Origin of the sequence: Micrococcus lacusdianchii, assembly GCF_023155805.1 — a bacterium.
Taxonomy (GTDB): domain Bacteria; phylum Actinomycetota; class Actinomycetes; order Actinomycetales; family Micrococcaceae; genus Micrococcus; species Micrococcus lacusdianchii.
On the sequence record NZ_JAKNUW010000002.1, the window covers coordinates 207,681 to 228,210 of the forward strand.

The 20,530-nt window shown below is 74.9% G+C and carries 20 protein-coding genes and 1 riboswitch; of the genes, 12 read left to right on the forward strand and 8 right to left on the reverse strand.

Translation table 11 applies throughout. The annotated features are described in order from the left end of the window. Window positions 1-33 precede the first annotated feature (33 nt). Window positions 34-693, reverse strand: coding sequence for a VOC family protein (locus MA879_RS02305; protein WP_248123045.1), 660 nt, complete (start codon window positions 691-693; stop codon window positions 34-36). 193 nt (window positions 694-886) lie between these two features. Then, a riboswitch (SAM riboswitch) is annotated at window positions 887-1,003 on the forward strand. 93 nt (window positions 1,004-1,096) lie between these two features. On the opposite strand from MA879_RS02305, the gene MA879_RS02310 reads away from it, so the two are divergent. Together MA879_RS02310 and metX are read left to right on the forward strand one after the other, a co-directional pair. Further along, window positions 1,097-2,458, forward strand: a complete 1,362-nt coding sequence (locus tag MA879_RS02310) for an O-acetylhomoserine aminocarboxypropyltransferase/cysteine synthase family protein (RefSeq protein WP_248123046.1) — start codon at window positions 1,097-1,099, stop codon at window positions 2,456-2,458. Then, window positions 2,455-3,603, forward strand: coding sequence for a homoserine O-acetyltransferase MetX (gene metX, locus MA879_RS02315; protein ID WP_248123047.1), 1,149 nt, complete (start codon window positions 2,455-2,457; stop codon window positions 3,601-3,603). Before MA879_RS02310 ends, metX begins: the two co-directional genes overlap by 4 nt. Before the next feature lie 52 nt (window positions 3,604-3,655). Here metX and MA879_RS02320 read toward each other — a convergent pair whose 3' ends face one another. Continuing rightward, on the reverse strand, window positions 3,656-4,525 hold the full coding sequence (locus MA879_RS02320; RefSeq protein WP_248123048.1) for an SGNH/GDSL hydrolase family protein: 870 nt from the start codon (window positions 4,523-4,525) through the stop codon (window positions 3,656-3,658). A 63-nt stretch (window positions 4,526-4,588) separates the two neighbouring features. On the opposite strand from MA879_RS02320, the gene MA879_RS02325 reads away from it, so the two are divergent. After that, window positions 4,589-5,272, forward strand: coding sequence for an alpha/beta hydrolase (locus tag MA879_RS02325; protein ID WP_248123049.1), 684 nt, complete (start codon window positions 4,589-4,591; stop codon window positions 5,270-5,272). A gap of 15 nt (window positions 5,273-5,287) precedes the next feature. On the opposite strand, the gene MA879_RS02330 is transcribed toward MA879_RS02325, so the two are convergent. Continuing rightward, a complete protein-coding gene (locus MA879_RS02330) occupies window positions 5,288-5,536 on the reverse strand; it encodes an RNA-binding S4 domain-containing protein (protein ID WP_248123050.1) in 249 nt (82 codons plus the stop codon). 131 nt (window positions 5,537-5,667) lie between these two features. Here MA879_RS02330 and MA879_RS02335 point away from each other — a divergent pair, with 131 nt between their 5' ends. From MA879_RS02335 to MA879_RS02345, 3 genes are read left to right on the forward strand one after another with little or no spacing between them, the layout of a single operon-like run. Continuing rightward, complete coding sequence (locus MA879_RS02335) at window positions 5,668-7,050, forward strand: glycine--tRNA ligase (RefSeq protein WP_248123051.1); 1,383 nt, start codon at window positions 5,668-5,670, stop codon at window positions 7,048-7,050. Between the two features lie 14 nt (window positions 7,051-7,064). Further along, window positions 7,065-8,168: a GNAT family N-acetyltransferase gene (locus tag MA879_RS02340; RefSeq protein WP_248123052.1), complete on the forward strand. Its 1,104-nt coding sequence runs from the start codon at window positions 7,065-7,067 to the stop codon at window positions 8,166-8,168. Continuing rightward, on the forward strand, window positions 8,165-8,806 hold the full coding sequence (locus MA879_RS02345; protein ID WP_248123053.1) for a cation efflux transmembrane domain-containing protein: 642 nt from the start codon (window positions 8,165-8,167) through the stop codon (window positions 8,804-8,806). The genes MA879_RS02340 and MA879_RS02345 overlap by 4 nt, the downstream gene beginning before the upstream one ends. Window positions 8,807-8,901: 95 nt before the next feature. Here the strand turns inward: MA879_RS02345 and MA879_RS02350 are convergent, their stop codons facing one another. Further along, window positions 8,902-10,209, reverse strand: a complete 1,308-nt coding sequence (locus MA879_RS02350) for an MFS transporter (RefSeq protein WP_248123054.1) — start codon at window positions 10,207-10,209, stop codon at window positions 8,902-8,904. 36 nt (window positions 10,210-10,245) lie between these two features. Beyond that, window positions 10,246-11,268 (reverse strand): LLM class flavin-dependent oxidoreductase, encoded by a 1,023-nt coding sequence (locus MA879_RS02355; RefSeq protein WP_248123055.1) that lies wholly within the window; start codon window positions 11,266-11,268, stop codon window positions 10,246-10,248. Window positions 11,269-11,361: 93 nt separating this feature from the next. Here MA879_RS02355 and MA879_RS02360 point away from each other — a divergent pair, with 93 nt between their 5' ends. The 6 genes from MA879_RS02360 to MA879_RS02385 all read left to right on the forward strand — a co-directional run bounded on the left by MA879_RS02360 (window position 11,362) and on the right by MA879_RS02385 (window position 16,243). Beyond that, entirely contained in the window at window positions 11,362-11,790 is a 429-nt protein-coding gene (locus tag MA879_RS02360) for an ankyrin repeat domain-containing protein (RefSeq protein ID WP_248123056.1), read from the forward strand. Then, window positions 11,787-12,389 (forward strand): hypothetical protein, encoded by a 603-nt coding sequence (locus MA879_RS02365; RefSeq protein WP_248123057.1) that lies wholly within the window; start codon window positions 11,787-11,789, stop codon window positions 12,387-12,389. Before MA879_RS02360 ends, MA879_RS02365 begins: the two co-directional genes overlap by 4 nt. Further along, on the forward strand, window positions 12,386-12,901 hold the full coding sequence (locus MA879_RS02370; protein ID WP_248123058.1) for a hypothetical protein: 516 nt from the start codon (window positions 12,386-12,388) through the stop codon (window positions 12,899-12,901). Before MA879_RS02365 ends, MA879_RS02370 begins: the two co-directional genes overlap by 4 nt. Window positions 12,902-12,923: 22 nt before the next feature. Further along, complete coding sequence (locus MA879_RS02375) at window positions 12,924-13,439, forward strand: ankyrin repeat domain-containing protein (RefSeq protein ID WP_335342027.1); 516 nt, start codon at window positions 12,924-12,926, stop codon at window positions 13,437-13,439. 67 nt (window positions 13,440-13,506) lie between these two features. Beyond that, window positions 13,507-14,850: a tRNA dihydrouridine synthase DusB gene (dusB, locus tag MA879_RS02380; RefSeq protein WP_248123059.1), complete on the forward strand. Its 1,344-nt coding sequence runs from the start codon at window positions 13,507-13,509 to the stop codon at window positions 14,848-14,850. A gap of 70 nt (window positions 14,851-14,920) precedes the next feature. Next, complete coding sequence (locus MA879_RS02385) at window positions 14,921-16,243, forward strand: deoxyguanosinetriphosphate triphosphohydrolase (protein ID WP_282447524.1); 1,323 nt, start codon at window positions 14,921-14,923, stop codon at window positions 16,241-16,243. Window positions 16,244-16,258: 15 nt separating this feature from the next. Here MA879_RS02385 and MA879_RS02390 read toward each other — a convergent pair whose 3' ends face one another. From MA879_RS02390 to MA879_RS02400, 3 genes are all read right to left on the reverse strand, one after another. Next, window positions 16,259-17,077 carry an SIR2 family NAD-dependent protein deacylase gene (locus MA879_RS02390; protein WP_248123060.1) on the reverse strand — a complete coding sequence of 273 codons (819 nt, stop codon included), beginning with the start codon at window positions 17,075-17,077 and terminating at the stop codon, window positions 16,259-16,261. Window positions 17,078-17,190: 113 nt separating this feature from the next. After that, window positions 17,191-19,449 carry a chorismate-binding protein gene (locus tag MA879_RS02395; protein WP_248123061.1) on the reverse strand — a complete coding sequence of 753 codons (2,259 nt, stop codon included), beginning with the start codon at window positions 19,447-19,449 and terminating at the stop codon, window positions 17,191-17,193. 51 nt (window positions 19,450-19,500) lie between these two features. Beyond that, entirely contained in the window at window positions 19,501-20,526 is a 1,026-nt protein-coding gene (locus tag MA879_RS02400; RefSeq protein WP_248123062.1) for an ABC transporter ATP-binding protein, read from the reverse strand. Window positions 20,527-20,530 lie beyond the last annotated feature (4 nt).

A 20,530-nucleotide genomic window follows, 5' to 3' on the forward strand; every position in this document is an offset into this window, starting at 1 on the left:
CCACACCGCTGAGGGGCGGGCGGACGGGAGGGGTCAGAGCGTGACGGTGCCCGCGGGAGTCGTGAAGGTCACCGAGACGATGCCCGGGGTGCCCGAGGGGGCGAGGTGCTGGACGTCGACGTCTGCGACCCCGTCCGTCTCACCCTCCTGCTCACCGCCGAGCCACTCGATGAGGCGGTCCCGGGAGCCGGCGATGGCGACCTTCTCGATCGCGGCCTGCGCCGGTGCGGCCTGCGAGGGGTGCATGTCCTCCTGGCCGTCCGCCCAGCGCATGATGAACGGCAGCTGCGGGTCGGCCAGGGTGCCCTTCACCCCGATCTGGCGCCAGGAGAGCTCGCGCCCGTCCGGGAAGCGACGGATGCCGGGGACGGCCTCACGCCCCAGGCGGCGCTCGAAGCGGCCGATGTCCGATGTGGACACGGCCCAGCTCATCCAGCCGCCGCCCTGCTCGGAGCGGGCGCGCACGAGCTGTCCGAACGGGGCGGACAGGGAGGCCGGGTGGTCCAGGGCCTCGACGACCTCGAGGTACTGGCGGTTGGCCATGGGGAACAGGACGTTATGCGTCCCGAAGCGCGGGTGCACCCCGCCCTTGATCCGCTCGACGCCGAGGGCGGCGGAGATCCGCTCCACCGTCGCGTCGAGGCCCTCGGGTCCGGCGGCGAAGGAGACGTGGTCCATGCGGCAGGTGTTCACAGCGCTGATCCTCTCGGTTCCCCGGCTCTCCGAGGTCCTGGCCTGGTGCGAGCAGGGGGTGCGGGCCGGGTCTTGACGGCGGCGCTCCCCCCGTGGCCGAAGCGTATCCGCGTGTGACGTACGTGACGAAATCGGGTCACCGAGCGTCGCGATCCGACCTCTCACCGCCCCGGGACGGCTACGATGGCGGCACGGTCACGAGAGTCAGCGCAAGGCCCCGGCGAGCTGACCGGCAACCCTCCTTCCGCGGTGGGGTGCCCCGGGTGACGACCAGGCTGGCCCCCGCCCGGGGTGCCGGCAAGCGCGGGCCGCCCCACGGCGTCCCCTCCCTCAGCGCACGCCCGCCCGGCGGCGCCGCAGGGGTGGACGTCCGCGGCCCCTGACACGTTCAGGAGGACCAGCCATGACCACCGACGCCGCCTCTCACTGGGGCTTCTCCACCGCCCAGGTCCACGCGGGCACCGGCGAGCCCCACGCCTTCGGCGCCACGGCCCTGCCGCTCTACCAGACCACCTCGTACGACTTCCCGTCCGCGGAGGTCGCGGCCGACCGGTTCGCGCTCAAGGACCTCGGCCCCATCTACACCCGCATCGGCAACCCCACCCAGGAGGCCGTGGAGGCCAAGATCGCCGCGCTCGAGGGCGGCGTGGGCGCGCTGCTGCTGGCCTCAGGCCAGGCCGCCACCACGTTCTCGATCCTCAACCTGGCCGGCGCCGGGGACCACGTCGTCGCCTCCGCCTCGCTGTACGGCGGCACGCAGAACCTGTTCAAGCACACCCTGGCCAAGGTGGGCGTGGAGACCACGTTCGTGCAGGACCCGGACGACCCCGAGCAGTGGCGCGCCGCCGTGCGCCCGAACACCAAGGCCTTCTTCGGGGAGACCGTGGGCAACCCCCGCGGGGACGTCTTGGACATCGCCGCCGTCGCCGAGGCCGCCCACGACGCCGGCGTGCCGCTGATCGTGGACAGCACCCTGACCACCCCGTACCTCGTGCGGCCCATCGAGCACGGCGCGGACGTCGTCGTGCACTCGGCCACGAAGTACCTCGGCGGGCATGCCGCCGCGATGGCAGGCGTGATCGTGGACGCCGGCCGGTTCGACTACGCCCAGGATCCCGAGCGGTTCCCCGGCTTCAACGAGCCGGACGAGTCCTACCACGGCGTGGTGTACGCCCGGGACCTGGGCGTGGGCAGCCCGCTGGGGGCGAACCTGGCGTTCGTGCTCAAGGCGCGGGTGCAGCTGCTGCGCGACTACGGCTCGGCCATCTCCCCGTTCAACGCGTTCCTGGTGAACCTGGGGCTCGAGACCCTGTCCCTGCGCATGGAGCGCCAGGTGGGGACGGCGCTCGCGGTGGCACGCCACCTCGAGGGGCACCCGCAGGTGGAGTCCGTCTCCCACCCCGGCCTGGAGTCCAGCCCCTGGCACGAGCGCGCGCAGCGGTACCTGCCACGCGGGGCGTGCGCGTTCGTCTCCTTCGAGATCGCCGGCGGCGCGGCCGCGGGTGCCGCGTTCGTGGACGGGCTGGAGCTGCACCACCACGTGGCGAACATCGGCGACGTCCGCTCGCTCGTGGTGCACCCCGCCTCCACCACGCACTCCCAGCTCACCGAGGACGAGCAGCGCGCCGCCGGCGTCACCCCGGGACTGGTGCGGCTGTCCCTGGGCGTGGAGGACCTCGACGACGTCCTCGCCGACCTGGAGCGCGGCTTCCTCGCCGCCGGCCGCGCCGTCGACGCCCAGGGCCAGGGTGGAGGCCGGCGATGACCACGACGATGACGCGCCCGGCCCCGGCGCCGGCTCCGGCGCCCCGTGCCCCGCGCCTGCCGCACGGGACGCGGGGCACCGTCTCCGTGGGGGAGCTGCGCACCGAGACCGGCGGGCACCTGCCGGAGGTGCGGCTGGCCTACGAGACGTGGGGCGCCCTGGACGCGGACGGGACCAACGCCGTGCTCGTGCTGCACGCCCTCACCGGGGACGCGCATGTGGCCTCCCACCGCGAGGACCCCTCCCCGGGCTGGTGGGAGGAGCTCGTGGGCCCCGGCCGTGCCGTGGACACGGACCGGTGGTTCGTGGTGGCCCCGAACATGCTCGGCGGCTGCGACGGCTCGACTGGCCCGTCCTCGCCGGCCCCGGACGGGGCACCCTGGGGCAGCCGCTTCCCGTTCGTCACCCTGCGCGACGCCGTCGAGACGGAGCGGCGGCTCGCCGAGCACCTCGGCGTCACCGCGTGGCAGGCCGTGATCGGCGGCTCGATGGGCGGGGCCCGGGCGATCGAGTGGGCCGTGACCCACGCGGACATGGTCCGCGGGATGGCCGTGCTGGCGTCCACCGCGTGCTCCTCCGCCGAGCAGATCGCCTGGGCGCAGGCTCAGACCCAGGCCGTCCGCCTGGACCCGGACTGGGCCGGGGGCGACTACCACCCGGGGCCCGGCCCCGTGAGAGGGCTCGGCATCGCCCGGCGCATCGCGCACACGACCTACCGGTCCGCGGCGGAGCTGGAGGGCCGGTTCGGCCGCGCCGCCCAGGGCGCCGAGGACCCGTTCGGCACCGTCGCCGGGCCGCGGGCGGGCCGTTACCAGGTGGAGTCCTACCTGGACCACCAGGCCGCCAAGCTCGTGGACCGGTTCGACGCCGGCTCCTACGTCACCCTCACGGAGGCGCTCATGAGCCACGACGTCGGGCGCGGCCGGGGCGGGGTCGAGGCCGCGCTCGCGGGGTACCCGGGGCGGGCGTTCGTGGCCGCCGTCGACTCGGATCGGCTGTACTTCCCGGCCGAGTCGGAGCGGCTGGCGAGCCTGCTCCCCGGGGAGGTGCCGGTGCACACGATCGCCTCGCCGATCGGCCACGACGGGTTCCTCACCGAGTACGCGCAGGTGGCGGAGGAGCTGAAGGCCGCGCTCGAGCTGTGAGGCCCGGGGCCGGCGTGCGGACCTGCCGCGCCGGGGCCGAGGTCGTCCCGGGTCAGTCCCGGGCGTCCTCCGTGTGGTCGGAGCCGTGGGGCATGTCCGCCCCGAACAGCGGCGCGGGCAGCGGCCGCTTCGCCTCGATCCCGTCCCCTGAGGAGACGCCGCGCAGCCGGCGGCCCACCCACGGGGCGAGGTGCGTGCGCGCCCACCGCACGTCCGAGACGCGCGCCTGGCTCCACGTGCGCTCGACGGAGGGGCGGGGGACGAACGGGTCGAGATCGTGCTCGACGCCGAGCGTCTCCAGGACCATGGCCGCGATGGTGTGGTGCCCGGCGGGGGAGAAGTGCAGGCGGTCCTCGGCCCACATCTCCGGGCGGGAGAGCTCCTTGAGGGACCACATGTCCGGCACGAGCGCCCCATGGCGGGCGGCCACGGTGCGGATGTTCTCGTTGAAGATCGCCACGCGTCCGCGGATCCGCCCCAGCACGGGGGTGTCCCGGATGTCCGTGACGTTGAACAGCAGGATCGTGGCGCCGCTCTCGGCCAGGCGGGCGACGGCGTCGTCGAGGCGCAGGGCGACGTCGTCCGGGTCGGCGCGGCGGAGGATGTCGTTGCCGCCGGCGCAGATGCTGATCAGGTCCGGTTCGAGCGCCACGGCGGGATCCACCTGGCCGGCGGCGATCTCGTCGATCAGGCGGCCGCGCACCGCGAGGTTGGCGTAGGAGAAGGGCTCGCCGGCCGGAGTGAGCCGGGAGAGCTCCTCCGCCACGCGGTCGGCCCAGCCGCGGTGGTAGTCGGGGTTCTCCGGGGTGGGGTCGGGATCGCCGATCCCCTCCGTGAAGGAGTCGCCGAGGGCCACGAAGCGGCGCCAGGGCTGTCCGAGGGCGGTGGCGGAGAAGTTGTCGATACCGGTTGTCTCACTCACATTGATCCATTGTGCCCGTCCTGTGCCCCCGGGGCCAGGGGAGACGACCAGTAGGGTGTCGCCGTGACCGAGACCTCCTCCGCCCCCGCCCCGTCCACCGTCCGCTGGTCCCGCCCGGAGGGCGAATGGACCGACGACCTGCTGATCCTGCTGCACGGCTACGGCGCCGACGAGCACGACCTCGTCGGTGTCGCCGCGCACCTGCCGGAGCACCTCACCGCGGTGTCCGTGCGCGCCCCGCTGGCGCTGTCCACCGGCGGGGCCGCCTGGTTCCCGCTCTCCCAGGACCCCGTCACCGGGGAGATCGGCGCCGACGCCGGCGCAGTCCGGTCCGCGGTCGAGGCACTGGACGCGTGGGTCCGTGAGGTTCGTCCGGGGTTCCGCACCGTGTCCCTGCTCGGCTTCTCGCAGGGCATGGCCATGGCCACGTCTCTGCTGCGGCTCGACCCCGAGGCCTACGTGTGCACCGTCGCCCTGTCCGGATTCGTGGTGGACCCGCGGCACGCGGAGGCGGGCCTGGAGGGGCTGTTCCCGGCGGACGAGACCGTCGCCGCGGCGAAGCCGAAGGTCTTCTGGGGCCGCGGTCAGGCCGACCCGATCATCTCCGAGCACCGTGTCGAGGAGTCCCACGCGTGGCTGACCGCGAACACCGACCTGACCAAGGTGGTCTACGCGGGCCTGGGCCACGCGATCAGCCCCCAGGAGCTGGGCCACGTGAAGGAGTACCTCGCGCACCACGTGCGCTGAGCCCGAGCCGGGCGCTCAGCCCTGGTCGGCCTCGATCACGATCTCCTCGCCGTTGAACCCGACGACGTCCCCGCCGCGCAGCTGCCGGCCGCGGCGGGTCTCCACCTCGCCGTTGACCGTGACCATCCCGTCCTGGACGACGTCCCGGGCCATGGCGCCGTCCTCCACGAGGGAGGCGAGCTTGAGGGCCTGGCCCAGGCGGATGGACGCGTCGCGGATCGGCAGCGGCTGGGCATCGGGGGAGGGGGCGTCAGCAGAGGTCATGGGCTCCATTGTCCCCGGTAGGCTGGGCGCGTCGACCCGCCCGACACCGGCCCGTGCCCCGCACGCGGACCGGGCGGCGTCGTCGTCGTGATCCCCACCCGCCCCCCGATGTGTACGGAAGTGATGCCCCCATGGCTGCCAAGTCCCCCCTGGACAACGTGATCAACCTGGCCAAGCGCCGCGGATTCGTCTTCCAGGCCGGTGAGATCTACGGCGGCTCGCGCTCCGCGTGGGACTACGGGCCCCTCGGTGTGGAGCTGAAGGAGAACATCAAGGCCGAGTGGTGGCGGACCTTCGTCCGCTCCCGCGAGGACATGGTGGGCCTGGACTCCTCGATCATCCTGCCCCGGGACGTGTGGCAGGCCTCCGGCCACGTGGACACCTTCACCGACCCGCTGGTCGAGTGCACCGCGTGCCACAAGCGCCACCGCCAGGACCACCTCGAGGAGGCGTTCGAGGCCAGGAAGGGCCGCGCCCCCGAGTCCATGGCCGAGGTCGTGTGCCCGGACTGCGGCACGCGCGGCGAGTTCACCGAGCCGCAGATGTTCTCCGGCCTGATGAAGACCTTCCTGGGCCCCGTGGACAACGAGGAGGGCCTGCACTACATGCGCCCGGAGACGGCGCAGGGCATCTTCGTGAACTTCCTCAACGTGCTGAGCGCATCCCGGAAGAAGCCGCCGTTCGGCATCGGCCAGATCGGCAAGGCGTTCCGCAACGAGATCACCCCCGGCAACTTCATCTTCCGCACGCGCGAGTTCGAGCAGATGGAGATCGAGTACTTCGTGCCGCCGGCCGAGGCCGGGCAGCACTTCGACCGCTGGGTGGAGGACTGCTGGAACTGGTTCGTCGACCTGGGCATCGACCCGGCGAACCTGCGCCGCTTCGACGTGCCCGCCGAGGGGCGCGCGCACTACTCGGACGGCACCATCGACCTGGAGTACCGGTTCGGGTTCGGCGGCGGCGAGGGCTGGGGCGAGCTCATGGGCGTGGCCAACCGCACCGACTTCGACCTCACCAGCCACACGACCGCCTCCGGCACGAAGCTGCAGTATTTCGACCAGGCCAACGACGTGCACTACACCCCGTACGTGATCGAGCCGTCCTTCGGCCTGACCCGCTCGATGATGGCGTTCCTCGTGGACGCGTACGCCGAGGACGAGGCACCCAACGCCAAGGGCGGCGTGGACGTGCGCACCGTGCTCACGCTGGACCCGCGCCTGGCCCCGGTCAAGGCCGCCGTGCTGCCGCTGTCCAAGAAGCCCGAGCTGCAGGAGCCCACCCAGGCGCTGGCCGCCGAGCTGCGCGGGCTGTGGAACGTCGAGACGGACGACTCCGGCGCCATCGGCCGCCGCTACCGCCGTCAGGACGAGATCGGCACCCCGTTCTGTATCACCGTGGACTTCGACACCCTCGAGGACCAGGCCGTCACCGTCCGCGAGCGGGACACCATGGCCCAGGAGCGCGTGGCCCTGTCCCAGGTGAAGTCCTACCTGCTCGAGCGCCTGGTCAAGTGAGCGGGGAGCAGCACGTGAGCGACGCCGGTCGGGCCGCGGACCAGGCCGCCGCCCTCCCCGCGGGCGTGACCCTGCGCCCGTGGGCCGACGGCGACGACCTGGCCCTGCTCGAGGTGTGGGGCGACCCGGCCGACGTCCAGCAGCACCAGGACCGCGCGATGCTCGCCCCGGTCGCGGACACGCCGTGGCGACGTACGCTCGTGGCCGAGGACGACGGCGTGCCGGTCGGCGCCGGCACCGTCTTCGCGCAGTCCCTGCACCCGCGCCGGCTGTGGCTCTACCTCGAGGTGGCCCCCACGGCCCGCCGCCGCGGCATCGGCTCGGCCCTGCTGGCCGCGCTGCGCTCGGCGGCGGAGCAGGCCCGCGCCGCCGGCGAGGTGACGACGACGGCGCTCAAGACGCGCTTCGCCGTCGCCTCCCGCGTGCCCGTGGTGACGGGCCGCGAAGCGGACGGCGCGGCGGAGGCCGGCGAGCGCGATCCCGAGGTGACCGCTCAGGCCCCCGGCGAGGAGGCCGGGGGCGAGCACGCCGCGCAGGTGGCCGGCACCGAGGCGTTCCTGGTGGCCGCCGGCTTCACCGCCGTGCAGCGGTCTCGTCGCGTGGCGGTGGCGCCGGGCTCGATCGCGCTGCCGCCGCTGCGGGACGAGGATCACCCCGACGGTGCCGTGCTGGAGGAGATCTCCACCGGCTCGGTGGAGCTGACCCGCGCGGTGGCCGCGTTCTACGACGCGGTCCACGGCTGGGACCCCTCGGAGATGTCCGTGGGAGCCGCCCAGCAGCTGATCCTGGGCCCCGAGACGGGGGCGGCGGGCGCCGTCGTGCTCCGGGACGCGCCTCGCAGTGAGGGCGGCGCGATCCGCGCCTTCGCCGTGTCCTACACGGCCGAGCGCCAGGACGCGCCCGCGGACGTGTTCCTCGGCTGGGACCCGGGGCTGCCGCTCGAGGAGGCGCAGGTGGCGGCCGGGCAGCTGCTGGCCATGCTGGTGGCGCAGCATCCCGTGCAGGTCGAGGTGGACGAGGCCATGGAGGCCCTCGAGCCGATCCTCGACGGGCTGATCGGGGCCAAGGCCGCGCTCACCCTCGTGGACACGCGCATCTGGGCGACGGACCCGGCATGAGCGGCGCGCAGCGGACCGGGGAGGACCCCGGCCGGGTCCGGGCGCTGCGCACCACCGTGCTGACGGTGGCGCTGCTGAACCTGGCGTACATGGTGGTGGAGATCGCGGTGGCGCTGTCCATCCGGTCCGTGGCCCTCGTGGCCGACTCGGTGGACTTCTTCGAGGACTTCGCCGTCAACCTGCTGATCTTCGTGGCCCTGGGCTGGTCCCTGGCCCGGCGGGCGAGGGTCGGCAAGGTCATAGCCGGGATCATCGTGCTCCCGGCGATCGCCGCGCTTGTCATGGCCGTGGTGAAGATCGGCGACCCCGAGCCGCCCGCGGCCGGCGCGCTGCTGTGGACCGCCGTCGGCGCGATCCTCGTGAACCTCGTGTGCGTGGGGCTGCTGGCCCGCTACCGGAGTGACGGCGGCTCCCTCACCACGGCCGCGTTCCTCGCCGCGCGCAACGACCTGATCGCCGGCGTCGTGCTGATCGCCCTGGCCGGGGCCACCGCGCTGACGGCCTCGGGCTGGGCGGACATCATCGTGGGCCTGCTGCTCGTGGTGCTTAACGGCTCCGCCGCCCAGGAGGTCTGGGAGGCCGCCACGGAGGAGGAGCTCGCGGCGAAGGCGCTGGCCGGCGAGTTCGACGACGACTGACACCCCTTCGCACTCTCGGGGCGGAACACGTCGCCGTCACGGTGAGGAGGCGACGGGTTCCGCCCCCAAAGCGCCGCGCGCCGTGCTGGCCGTGCTCAGCGTGCGGCGGGCGTCGGCGCGCCGGTCCGGGGGCGTGCCGGCCGCTCGATGAGCAGAGAACAGACCAGCCCCAGTGCGGCGAGCGCGGGGAAGGCGGCCAGCGCCGCGGTCAGCGGCAGGCCGACGGCCAGCAGGCCCACGAGCGGGCTCAGCCCGATCGAGGCCAGCCGCATGAGCCAGCTCACCACCGCCAGGCCGGTCTGACGGGGCAGTCCCGGGATCTCGTCGCCGAGCGCGTACGCGGTGGGCACCACCACGGCGCAGCCGACGCCCGCCAGCGCGAGCCCCGCGGAGACCAGCGGCGTGGCCGGGGCCCCCAGCGCCAGCACCAGGCCCACCACCACGACGGCGAGGCTCGCCGTCAGCGTCCGCCGCCGGCCCAGCGCATGGAGGACGGCGTCGCCTCCCACGCGGCCGGCGAACTGCGCGAGCAGCAGGGTGGCGGCTCCGAGCCCGGCAAGCGCCGCGTCCAGCCCGCGCTCCGACTGCAGGTACAGGGACGTCCAGGAGTTGCCGAACTCCTCCACCGCGAACCCGCCCATCGCGATCACGGACACGAGCAGCAGCGGCGCCCCCGCGGCGCGCAGGCCGGTGGTGGGGAAGGCCGAGGCGTCCGCGGCGGGGGTGCCCGAGGGGGAGGCGGAATCGGAGGTCGGGTGCGGGCCGACGTCGTCGGGGACGAACCGGCCGACGACGAGCGCGAGGATCACCGCGCACGCCAGCCCGTTGAGGCCCAGGTGGACGGCCACGGGCAGGCCGAGGGCGATGCTCAGCGCGCCGAGGCCCGCGCCGGCCGCGGCGCCGAGGCTCCACCCGGCGTGCATCGAGGTGAGGACGGGGCGGCCCAGCAGCGACTGCACGCGCAGGCCCTGGGCGTTCTGGGCGGTGTCCACGGCGGCGTCCGCGGCGCCGGCCACGAACAGGCCTGCGGCGAACAGCCAGACGGCGCCGGGCCAGGCGCTGCCGGTCACCCCCATGTCGCCGTCGGCACGGGCGGCTGCCGCGACGTCGATCACCAACCCCGCGATCAGGGCGAGGGCGGCCACGAGCAGGCTGCCCAGCAGGACCACCCGGCGGCTGCCGCACCGGCGGAGCAGCGGCGCCGGCGTGGACCCGGCGGCCGCGGCGCCGAGGGCCAGGGTGATGACCAGCAGCCCGAACGCACCGGAGTCCAGGCCGAACGCGGCCTTCGCCCCCGGATAGTGCGGGATCAGCGCGCCGAGCAGGGCGCCGTTGGTGAAGAACGCGGCGGTCGCGGCCCAGCGGGCGCGGTCGACGCCGGCCGTGGCGGGCGGAGAGGGCATGCCGGCCAGCCTCTCACGCCGGTCGAGGGCGGGCGCTCAGCGGTCCCAGCCGAGCAGCCGCCACACCTCCGCCCAGCCGGCGAAGATCTTGGCGTTGTACGCCGCGCCGAGCTGGTTCGGGTTGGCGAAGAGCACCCAGTCGGCGGCCTGCACCGCGGTGTCCGCAGCGAGCTTCTCCGCCACCTCCTCCGTGCTGCCCGCGTAGGTGGGGCCGGAGCGGGCGGCGCCGCCGTCGAGATGCCCGGCGGACTCCTGGGAGCGGCGCTCGCGGCCGAAGTACATCTCGTCCTCGTCGTCCTGGATCACGAACGCCGAGCGCGTCACGGCCGTGCGGCCCGCTCCCGGCACGCCCGCCGCCGCGCGGGCATCCAGGTAGCGGGCGATCTGGTCGGCCTGCTGCACGTGGAAGGGGCGGCCGTCGTCCTGGAGGAGCAGGGTGGAGGAGAGCATGTGGTAGCCCTCCTGCGCCGCGCGCACCGCCGAGGCCGTGGACCCGCAGCCCCACCAGATCCGGTCCGCCAACCCCGGGGACTGCGGCTCCACCGGCATCTTCTGGGAGGTGTACGACCAGCCGGAGGAGGGGTCCGGCGTCGCCAGGCGGGCGCCGCGGATCGCCTCCAGGAACCAACGGCCGCGCTCCTGGGCGAGGTCGGCCCAGGTCTGGCCGTCGGCGGGGGCGTAGCCGAACTGGGCCTGTCCGTCGAGGGCGGCCTCGGGGGAGCCGCGGGAGACGCCGAGTTCGAGACGGCCGCCGGAGATCAGGTCCGTCGTCGCGGCGGCCTCGGCCATGGCCAGAGGGTTCTCGTAGCGCAGGTCGATCACGCCGGTGCCGAGGCTGATGCGCTCGGTGCGGGCGGCCATGGCGGCGAGGATCGGGAAGGGGCTGGAGAACATCCGCTGGAAGTGGTGGATGCGGATCCACGCGCCGTCCAGGCCCGCGGCCTCGGCATCCACCGCCATCTGCACGACGTCGTCCAGCGCGGCCTTCGCGTCCGGCTCGCCGCCGGGCCGGTGGATCCAGTGCCCGAAGTTCAGGAATCCCACGTTCTTCTTGGTCATATTTCCTTCATCACTGAAGGACTGCGTGGTGTTCCCGGCGTCACGGGCCCCAGACCTCCCCTGTCAGAGGCCGGAACGGCAAGACTGGCGGGCATGTCCGAGACACCCCAGACCACCCCCGCCCGCGTCGACGAGGACGAGCTCGAGCTCGCCCGGCGGCTGTTCGACGCCGCCCGTCACGGACAGACCGGCCTCCTGGGCACGTTCCTGCGGCGCGGGGTCAGCCCGGACCTGCAGAACACCGGCGGGGACACGTTCCTGACCCTCGCCGCGTATCACCGCCGCCCCGAGACCGTGGCCATGCTCCTGGAGTTCGGCGCGGACCCGGCCCTCGCCAACGACCGCGGCCAGCTGCCCCTCGTGTGCGCCGTCTTCAAGCAGGACGCGCAGTCCGCGCGGCTGCTGCTGGCCGCCGGCGCCGACCCCGACGCCGGCACCCCGACCGCACGCGAGACCGCGCAGATGACCGGCTCGGCCGAGCTGCTCGCCCTCCTCGACGGCGCCGCGGGCGAGCCCCGGTGACGCGTCGCTCCGCCGGCGCGGCCGACGTCGACCGGCTCTACGACCGCCTCCGCACCGAGCTCCCCGGCCTCGCCGCGGAGCTGGAGGCGGGGCTCGGCCCCGGCTGGCGGGTGGCGGCGGACGTCGCCGGCCCGCATCCCACGGTGCGCCTCGAGCGGTCGGCGGAGGGCGGCAGTCGCGCGGTCGCGGCCTGGGTGACGCCCGTCCGTTGCCGCGCGGACCGCTTCCACGCCACGGCCGGCGTCGTCATGGCCCCCGGGGAGGTCACCGCGCCCCACCCCGAGGACGACGGCGCCGCCCCCACCTGGATCGGCGTTCTGCGCCGCGTGGGGGAGGCGGCCGAGGCGGCATGCGCCCCGGACGGCCCGGTGAGGATCTCCCGCAGCGCCGGCGGCGGGCGGATCGGGGCGGCGAAGGCCAAGGCGGACGCCGCGCGACGCCACGGGCTGCCGCTGCGGTGGGCCAAGGGCTGGCCGGAGGACGTGCTCGGCGTCCGGACCGAGCCGGTGGCGGGGGAGGAGCTGGCGTCGTTCCTGCGGGACCTGTGCCGGATCCTGCCTCAGCTGGCGGTCGTGGCGGATGGGAGGATCGCCCCATGAGCCTGTTCCCTGCCACCGACTGGTCCGGCACCTGCGGATTCCGGCTGCTGCCGGGCGACGACTTCTCCTCCGGGCCCTCCAGCGCGCGCCTCACCCCGGTCGCCGGGGGCGTGGCGCTCGCTCTGGACTACACGTGGACCCACCCCGAGCAGGGCGAGCAGGCCGGGCACCTCGTGATCGGCCGTCCCGACGACGACGGGCGCGTCACCGCCTCGTTCGCCGACTCCTTCCATCAGGCGCCGGAGATCCGGGTCCTGGACGGGACCGCAGCAGGAGGCGAGCCGACGACCGAGGCGCCCGCCGCAGTCGACCCCGTGGCCTCCCACCCGATCACCGGGGAGGGGCTGGCCGTGTCCATCGACTACTCCGGCTGGGGCTGGACCGTGGCCGTCCGGCTGCAGGGCGGGACCCTGGCGATGGTCATGCAGAACGTGGTCCCGGAGGGCGTCCCGGGCGCCGAGCCGGGCCCCTACGACGTCATGCGCGCCGCCTGGACCCGGACGGACGCCTGACCCGCAGGGCAGACTGGCGGTCATGACCGACCAGCAGAAGGACCAGACCACCGCTCCCGCCGCCGACGCCCGGCCGGACCTGGAGGCGGAGACCACCGACGCGCTCGCCCCCTCGGGCGCCCCCGAGCCCGGCCAGCCGTCCGAGGAGATGCTCGACCTCGCCGGGCGCATGTTCGACGCCGCACGGGACGGGGACGCCGAGACGCTCGAGGCGTACATCGTCGCCGGGCTCAACCCCGACCTGCAGAACGGGTCGGGGGACACGTTCCTCACCCTCGCCGCGTATCACGACCAGCCGGAGACGGTGCGGATGCTCATCGAGGTGGGCGCGGACGTGGAGAAGGCCAACGACCGCGGCCAGCGCCCTCTGACCTGCGCCACCTTCAAGGGGGACGTGGAGTCCATGCGCCTGCTGCTCGCCGCCGGGGCGGACCCCGACGCCGGGCAGCCCTCGGCACGTGAGACCGCGCAGATGTTCGGCGGCGCGGAGATCGAGGCCGTCCTGGACGAGGGCGCCGGGGTGCAGGCGCAGGCCTGAGACGGGTCCAGGACGCCGGAGGGCCCGCCGTCGTCGGCTTGACCGGGGTGGAAGAATGGCCCTTGACATGAGCGCTCCCCACACCCTTCCCGATGCCGCCCTGGCCACGCCCGGCGCACCCGCCGTCGACGCCCCCGCCGTCGACGCCCCCGCCGCCGACCCGAACGCCGCCCTCTACGCGAAGGCCGCCGGCGCGGGCCGCCGGATCGCCGACGACGACCAGCTGCACGAGGGCCGGCACGCCGCGCCCACCACGGACCGCCTGACGCTGCCGCCTCTGACGCTCGGCCCCCTCACGGTGGACGTGCCCGTGGTCCTCGCCCCGATGGCCGGCATCACCAACACCGCGTTCCGCCGCCTGTGCCGCGAGTACGGCGGCGGCCTGTACGTCAACGAGATGGTCACCGCCCGCGCCCTCGTGGAGCGCAAGCCCGAGTCCATGCGGATCATCAAGCACGATCCGGACGAGGTCCCGCGCTCGGTGCAGCTGTACTCGGTGGACCCGGTGACCACGGGCGCCGCCGTGCGCATGCTCGTGGAGGAGGACCGGGCGGACCACATCGACCTGAACTTCGGCTGCCCCGTGCCCAAGGTGACCCGCCGCGGCGGCGGCTCCGCCCTGCCGTGGAAGTCGGAGCTGTTCGCCTCCATCGTCAAGGCGGCCGTGACCGAGGCGTCCAGGAAGGACATCCCGGTGACCGTGAAGATGCGCCGCGGCATCGACGAGGACCACCTCACCTTCCTCGACGCCGGCCGCACGGCCCGGGACCTCGGCGTGGCCGCCGTCGCGCTCCACGGGCGCACCACCCGCCAGTTCTACTCGGGCACCGCCGTGTGGGAGGACATCGCGCGCCTGCGCGAGGCCCTGCCGGACATCCCGGTGCTCGGCAACGGGGACATCTGGTCCGCCGAGGACGCGATCGCGATGGTCGAGCAGACCGGCGTGGACGGCGTCGTGATCGGCCGCGGCTGCCAGGGCCGCCCGTGGCTGTTCGGGGACCTGCAGGCCGCGTTCGAGGGCCGGCCGGAGCGGTTCCACCCGAGCCTGGGCATGGTGGCGGACACCCTCTACCGGCACGCCGAGCTGCTGGTGGACACCTTCGAGGGGGACGAGCTCAAGGCCCTGCGGGACATCCGCAAGCACGTGGCCTGGTACTTCAAGGGCTACGCCGTGGGCTCCGAGATCCGCACCGCGCTGTCCACCGTGCCGGACCTGGCCACCCTCCGCGAGCTGCTGGACCGCGTGGACCGGGACGCCCCCTACCCGGGCGAGGCCGCCGAGGGCCCGCGCGGCCGGGCCGGCGCCCCGAAGCGCCCGCACCTGCCCGACGGCTGGCTCGACTCCCGCGAGCTCAACGCCGAGCAGAAGGCCATGATCGCCGCGGCCGAGCTGGACGTCTCCGGTGGCTGAGGCGGGACCGACGCCGGGCACGACGCCGGGCGGCGCGGCCTCCGCGCGGGCCCGCACCTCCCAGCCGGCGCTGTTCGGGCCGGAGGGGCGGCCGCCGTACGCCGGCCGGCCCGCGCCCACGCCCGGGTACACCGCGTGGGACCGGCAGCGGTGGCTGGCCGAGCCGGAGAAGTCCTCCTACCGCTCGGACTTCGAGCGGGACCGGGCGCGCGTGCTGCACTCCGCCGGGCTGCGCCGACTGGGGGCGAAGACCCAGGTGGTCGCCCCGGACGTGGACGACTTCTCCCGCACCCGCCTGACCCACTCGCTCGAGGTCGCGCAGATCGGGCGTGAGCTGGGCCGGTCCCTGGGCTGCGACCCGGACCTCGTGGACACCGCGTGCCTGTCCCACGACCTCGGGCACCCGCCGTTCGGGCACAACGGGGAGAAGGCGCTGGACGCCGTCACCGAGGCCGTGGGCGGGTTCGAGGGCAACGCCCAGACCCTGCGCCTGCTGGCCCGGCTGGAGCACAAGAAGTCCTTCCCGGACGGCTCCTCCGCGGGCCTGAACCTCACCCGCGCCGCCCTGGACGCCGCGTGCAAGTACCCGTGGGTCCGCGAGGACGCCCCGCTCAAGCCCAACGGCAAGCGGTCCAGGAAGTTCGGCGTCTACGCGGACGACCTGCCCGTGTTCGCCTGGTTCCGGGAGGGCGTTCCGGGGATGCGCAAGTCCATGGAGTCGCAGGTCATGGACCTCGCGGACGACATCTCCTACTCGGTGCACGACGTCGAGGACGGCGTGGTCAACTCCGCCTTCCAGCTGCGGTGGATCACCGAGCGCGCCGAGCAGCGGCAGCGCGTCGTCGAGACCACCCGGGACTGGTACCTGCCCCGCGCCGACCCCGCCGAGATCGAGGCCGCCCTGGCGCGGCTCGAGTCCCTGGAGGTGTGGGTCGCCGAGATGGACGGCACCCGCCGGGCGCTCGCGGCCATGAAGGACATGACCAGTCAGCTGATCGGCCGGTTCTGCGCGGCGGCGTTCGAGGCCACCCGCGAGGTCTTCGGCAACGAGCCGCTGACCCGGCACGGGGCCGACGTCGTGGTGCCCGCGGAGACCGAGCATGAGATCGCCGTGATGAAGGGCATCGCGGCGGCCTTCGTGATGACCTCGGAGCAGCGCCAGCCGCTCTACGCCCGCCAGCGCGAGCTGCTCACCGAGCTCGTGGAGCTGCTGCAGTCCACGGGGGACCGCTACCTGGACCCCATGTTCGCCGCGGACTGGCGGGAGGCCGATGACGACGCAGCCCGCGCCCGCGTGGTGATCGACCAGGTGGCCTCGCTGACGGACTCCACCGCGATCGAGTGGCACCGGACCCTGGTGCTCGGCGAGACGTTCACGCGCGACTGGTTCTGAGCAGACCCGCCGACCTCAGCCCACCACGGCCGGCAGCACGAGCCCCGCAGGCCCGGCCAGCCGGTGGGTCACGGCGGAGCTCAGCTCGGTGACGTCCGGATTGACCTCGACGACGGGCGCCCCCGCCCCCAGCGCCACGAACGGCAGGGAGGCGGCGGGCTGTACGAGACCGGACGTCCCGACCACCACGCACAGGTCGCACGCGTCCAGGGCCGCGTAGGTCGCGTCCCACTCGGCGGCGGGGAGCAACTCGCCGAACCAGACGATGTCCGGGCGGATCCGGCCCGTGCCGCACGCGGCGCACACGGGCGGCTCCTCCCGCAGCAGCGCCTCGAGGTCGGCCTCGGAGCCGGGGGCGTCATCGTCGCCGAGCGCGGTCACGTCCACCTCGGCCGGAGCGTCGCACGCGGCGCAGCGGAACGCGAAGAGCGAGCCGTGCAGGTGCGCAAGCACCTCGGCCCCGGCGCGCTCGTGCAGGTCATCCACGTTCTGGGTGGCCACGGTCAGCCCGGGCACGCGCTCCTGCCAGGCCGCCACCGCCCGGTGCCCGGCATTCGGCTCCACCCCGCGCACCATGCGCGCCCGCCACAGGTACCAGGACCACACCAGCGCGGGGTCGGCGAGGAACGCCTCCTCCGTGGCCAGCTGCTCGGGGGAGTACCGCTCCCACAGCCCGGTCTGCGCATCGCGGAACGTGGGCACGCCGGACTCGGCGGACATGCCCGCCCCGGTCAGGACGACGGGCCGCTCGGCACGGGCCACGAGGTCCCGGACGGCGGCCAGGGCCTTCGGGTCGACGCCGGCGGGCGTGCGGGGTGTGGCGGGGGAGATCATGGCTCCACCCTACGGAGTGGGCCGCCCCATCCCCTTCTGGGGGCGTTTTCCGGCGCAGTGAGTGCCGCATAGTGCCAGGAAACGCCCCCAAAGCGTCAGAGGGGAGGCGTGGGTCACCCGGCGACGCGCGCCATCGCCTGCCGCACCGAGCGCGCCTTGAGCAGGACCTCGTCCGCCTCGGCGTCGGGGTCGGAATCCAGCACGACGGCCCCGCCGGCGCCCACGCTCCAGCGGCCCGCCGCGTCCCGCACGGCGGTGCGGATCACGATGCTCAGCTCCGTCCGCCCGTCCGCTCCGAGGAACCCCAGTGCACCCGAGTACACCCCGCGCGGGGCGGCCTCCATCCCGGCCAGCATCTCCACGGACCGCAGCTTCGGCGCGCCCGTCATGGAGCCGCCGGGGAACAGCGCGCGCACCACGTCCACCGGCGTCACGCCCGGGGCGGCCCGGCCGAGGACCGTGGACACCAGCTGGTGGACCGTCGCGTACGACTCCACCTGCATGAGCGCCGGCGCGTGCACCGAGCCGGGCTCGCACACCCGCCCCAGGTCGTTGCGCAGCAGGTCCACGATCATCAGGTTCTCGGCGAACGTCTTGGGGTCCGTGGTCAGGTGCTCCGCAGCGGCGGCGTCCGCCACGGGGTCCGCGTGCCGGGGCGTCGTCCCCTTGATGGGCTTCGTCGAGTACACGCCGTCCGCGCCGGAGAGGAACTGCTCGGGGGAGGCGCTCACGACGGCGAACCCGCCCTCCGCGCCCGCCTCGCCGGGGCAAGGGGCGACGTCCGGGGCCATCTCGAGCAGCGCCGCGTAAGGGGTGGGCGTGCGCTCGGCGAGGTCCAGGAAGAGGGCGAGCGGGTCGACGCGCTCACCGACGTCCGGGTCCACGTCGAACCGGCTGGTCAGGCAGAGCTCGTAGGACTCCCCGGCCGTGAGGGCGGCCTGGCAGCGCCGGACGAGGTCCCGGTATCCGGCGCGGTCGTGCCGCCACGTCCCGGGTGCCTCGGCGGCGTCGTCCGCACCGGTGCGGCGGTCCGCCGGCGACGCCGTGACCGTCACTGCGAGCGCATCACGCACCGCGTCGAGCCACGAGCCCAGGGCGCGGGCGGCGTCGTCGGGGTCCTCCCCGGCGACGCACACGTGGAGGGTGCCGGTCGCGTGGTCCGCGGCCGCCCAGCGGGCCGGGCGCACCCACCACGCGTCGGGCAGGCCCTCGGGCCCGCCGGACCGCGGCGGAGCCACCCCGAGACCGGCCAGACCCGCCTCGTAGCCGAGGAACCCCACCAGGCCCCCGCGGAACGCCAGCCCCTCGCCACCGTGGACGGGTCGGGGCGCGGCCGCGGCGGCGAGGGCCTCCCACAGGTCCGCGGCGTGGTCCGCAGGGTCGGCGCGGTCCGCGCGCAGCACGCGGGGACGGCCGTCCGGGAGGACGTCCACCGCGTCCCCGAGGACGGACCACCGGGCCGTGCCCACGTCCGTGCGGGCAGAATCGAGCCAGAAGGATCCCACTCCGCGCGCCAGCGCCCGGGAGTACACGGCGCGGCAGGCGGAGCGCAGGTCGTGGCCGAGGGAGCGCAGGAGGTCCGCGTCGAGCGGCTCGACGGCCACGCGCAGCGCCGGGCCGTCCGGGGTCGGCTCCCGTGAGACGGACCCCCGGGGATCCGGCCGGCTGCGCTCGTCGCGGTGATCCGGCCTCGTGCCCCCGGCCGGGGCGCTCCCCGGCCGCCGCCGCTCCACCTCCGCGAGGAACGCGTGCAGCATCGCCGCACCGTCCTCCGAGGCGATCGACTCCGGGTGGAACTGCACGCCCCACCACGGCGCGCCCTCCACCGCCACGGCCTGCACCACGCCGTCCTCGCTCCAGGCGGTCGGCACGAGGCGCGGGTCGGCGTCGGGACCGGGCGACGCGGCGAGAGAGTGGTACCGGGTGACGCGGGTGCCCTGGGGCAGGCCCGCGAACGGGCCGGTGCCCGTGTGACGCAGAGCGCTGATCCAGCCGTGCCGGGGCTCCGGGGCGGGGCCGACCTCCCAGCCGAACCGCAGCGCGAGGCCCTGGTGCCCCAGGCACACCCCGAGCAGGGGCACGGCATCGGCGCCGTCCCCGCGGGCCAGGACGGCGTCGATCACCTCGCCGGACACGGCGAAGTCCACGGGGCGCCCCGGATGACCGGGGCCGGGGGACACCACGACGCCGGCCAGGCCCGGGTCCGCCAGCGCAGCCCGGGCGGCGGCCGGCTCGTCGGCGCCCACCACGATGACCTCGAGCCCTGGGTGGGCCTCGCGTGCCCGCGCGGACAGGATCTGCACGAGGTTGAACGTGTAGGAGTCGCGGTTGTCCACCACGAGCAGGCGGCGGGAGGGGGCAGGGACGGTCACGGGCACCGGCACATCATGCCAGCCGACGCCAGCGCCGGCGGAGCGGGGCCCTCAGTCCACCAGGGCGACGGGCCCGGTCAGGGACACCGTCACCACGGAGCCGGGAGCGGGGGCGGGCAGGCTCCGGGCCCGCACCGCGGTCCCGTCCGGCAGCTCGAGGGTGAGGACGTGCTCGTGCCCGCGGAACTCCACGTCCACCACGCGGGCGGCCACCCCGGCGCCGTCCTCGACGAGGCGGACGTGCTCCGGGCGCACGACGGCGCGCGCCCCGGTCCCGGTCCCGGCCACCGCGCCGGCCGCGGTGCGGACACGGCCGTCCGGCGTCGTCCCCAGGACGGGCAGCAGGTCCGCCTCGCCCACGAACTGCGCCACCCATGCGTCCGACGGGCGGGCGTAGACCTCCTCGGGGGTGCCGACCTGCCGCAGGCGCCCGCCCTCCATGACGGCCACGCGGTCGGCGACGGACAGGGCCTCGGACTGGTCGTGGGTGACGAGCACCGCGGTGGCGCCGTCCTCCTTGAGCGCGCGGCGGACGGCCTGGCGCAGGTCGGTGCGCAGGGCGGCGTCGAGGGCGCCGAAGGGCTCGTCGAGCAGGATCAGCGGCGGCCGTGGGGCCATGGCGCGGGCCAGCGCCACCCGCTGCTGCTGTCCGCCGGAGAGCTGGTGGGGCATCCGCTCGCCCAGGCCCGCCAGGCCCACGAGGGCGAGGCACTCACGGATGCGGGCCACGCGTCCGGGGCGGCGGCGGCGGAGCCCGAAGCCCACGTTCTCCGCCACGGAGAGGTGGGGGAACAGCGCCCCCTCCTGCGGGACCACCGCCACCTGCCGGCGGTGCGCCGGCACGTGCACGCGGGGCAGCGCGACGACGTCGCCGGCCAGGCTGATGCGCCCGGCCTCGATGCGCTCGAACCCGGCCAGGCAGCGCAGCAGCGTGGTCTTGCCGCAGCCGGAGGGGCCGAGAACGGCGAGCAGCTCGCCGGTGGCGAGCTCGAAGTCGACGCCGGCCAGCACGGGCGCGGCGCCGTAGGAGGCACCGAGGTCGGCGACGGACACGGCGGACACGGCGGCGGCGGGCATGGTC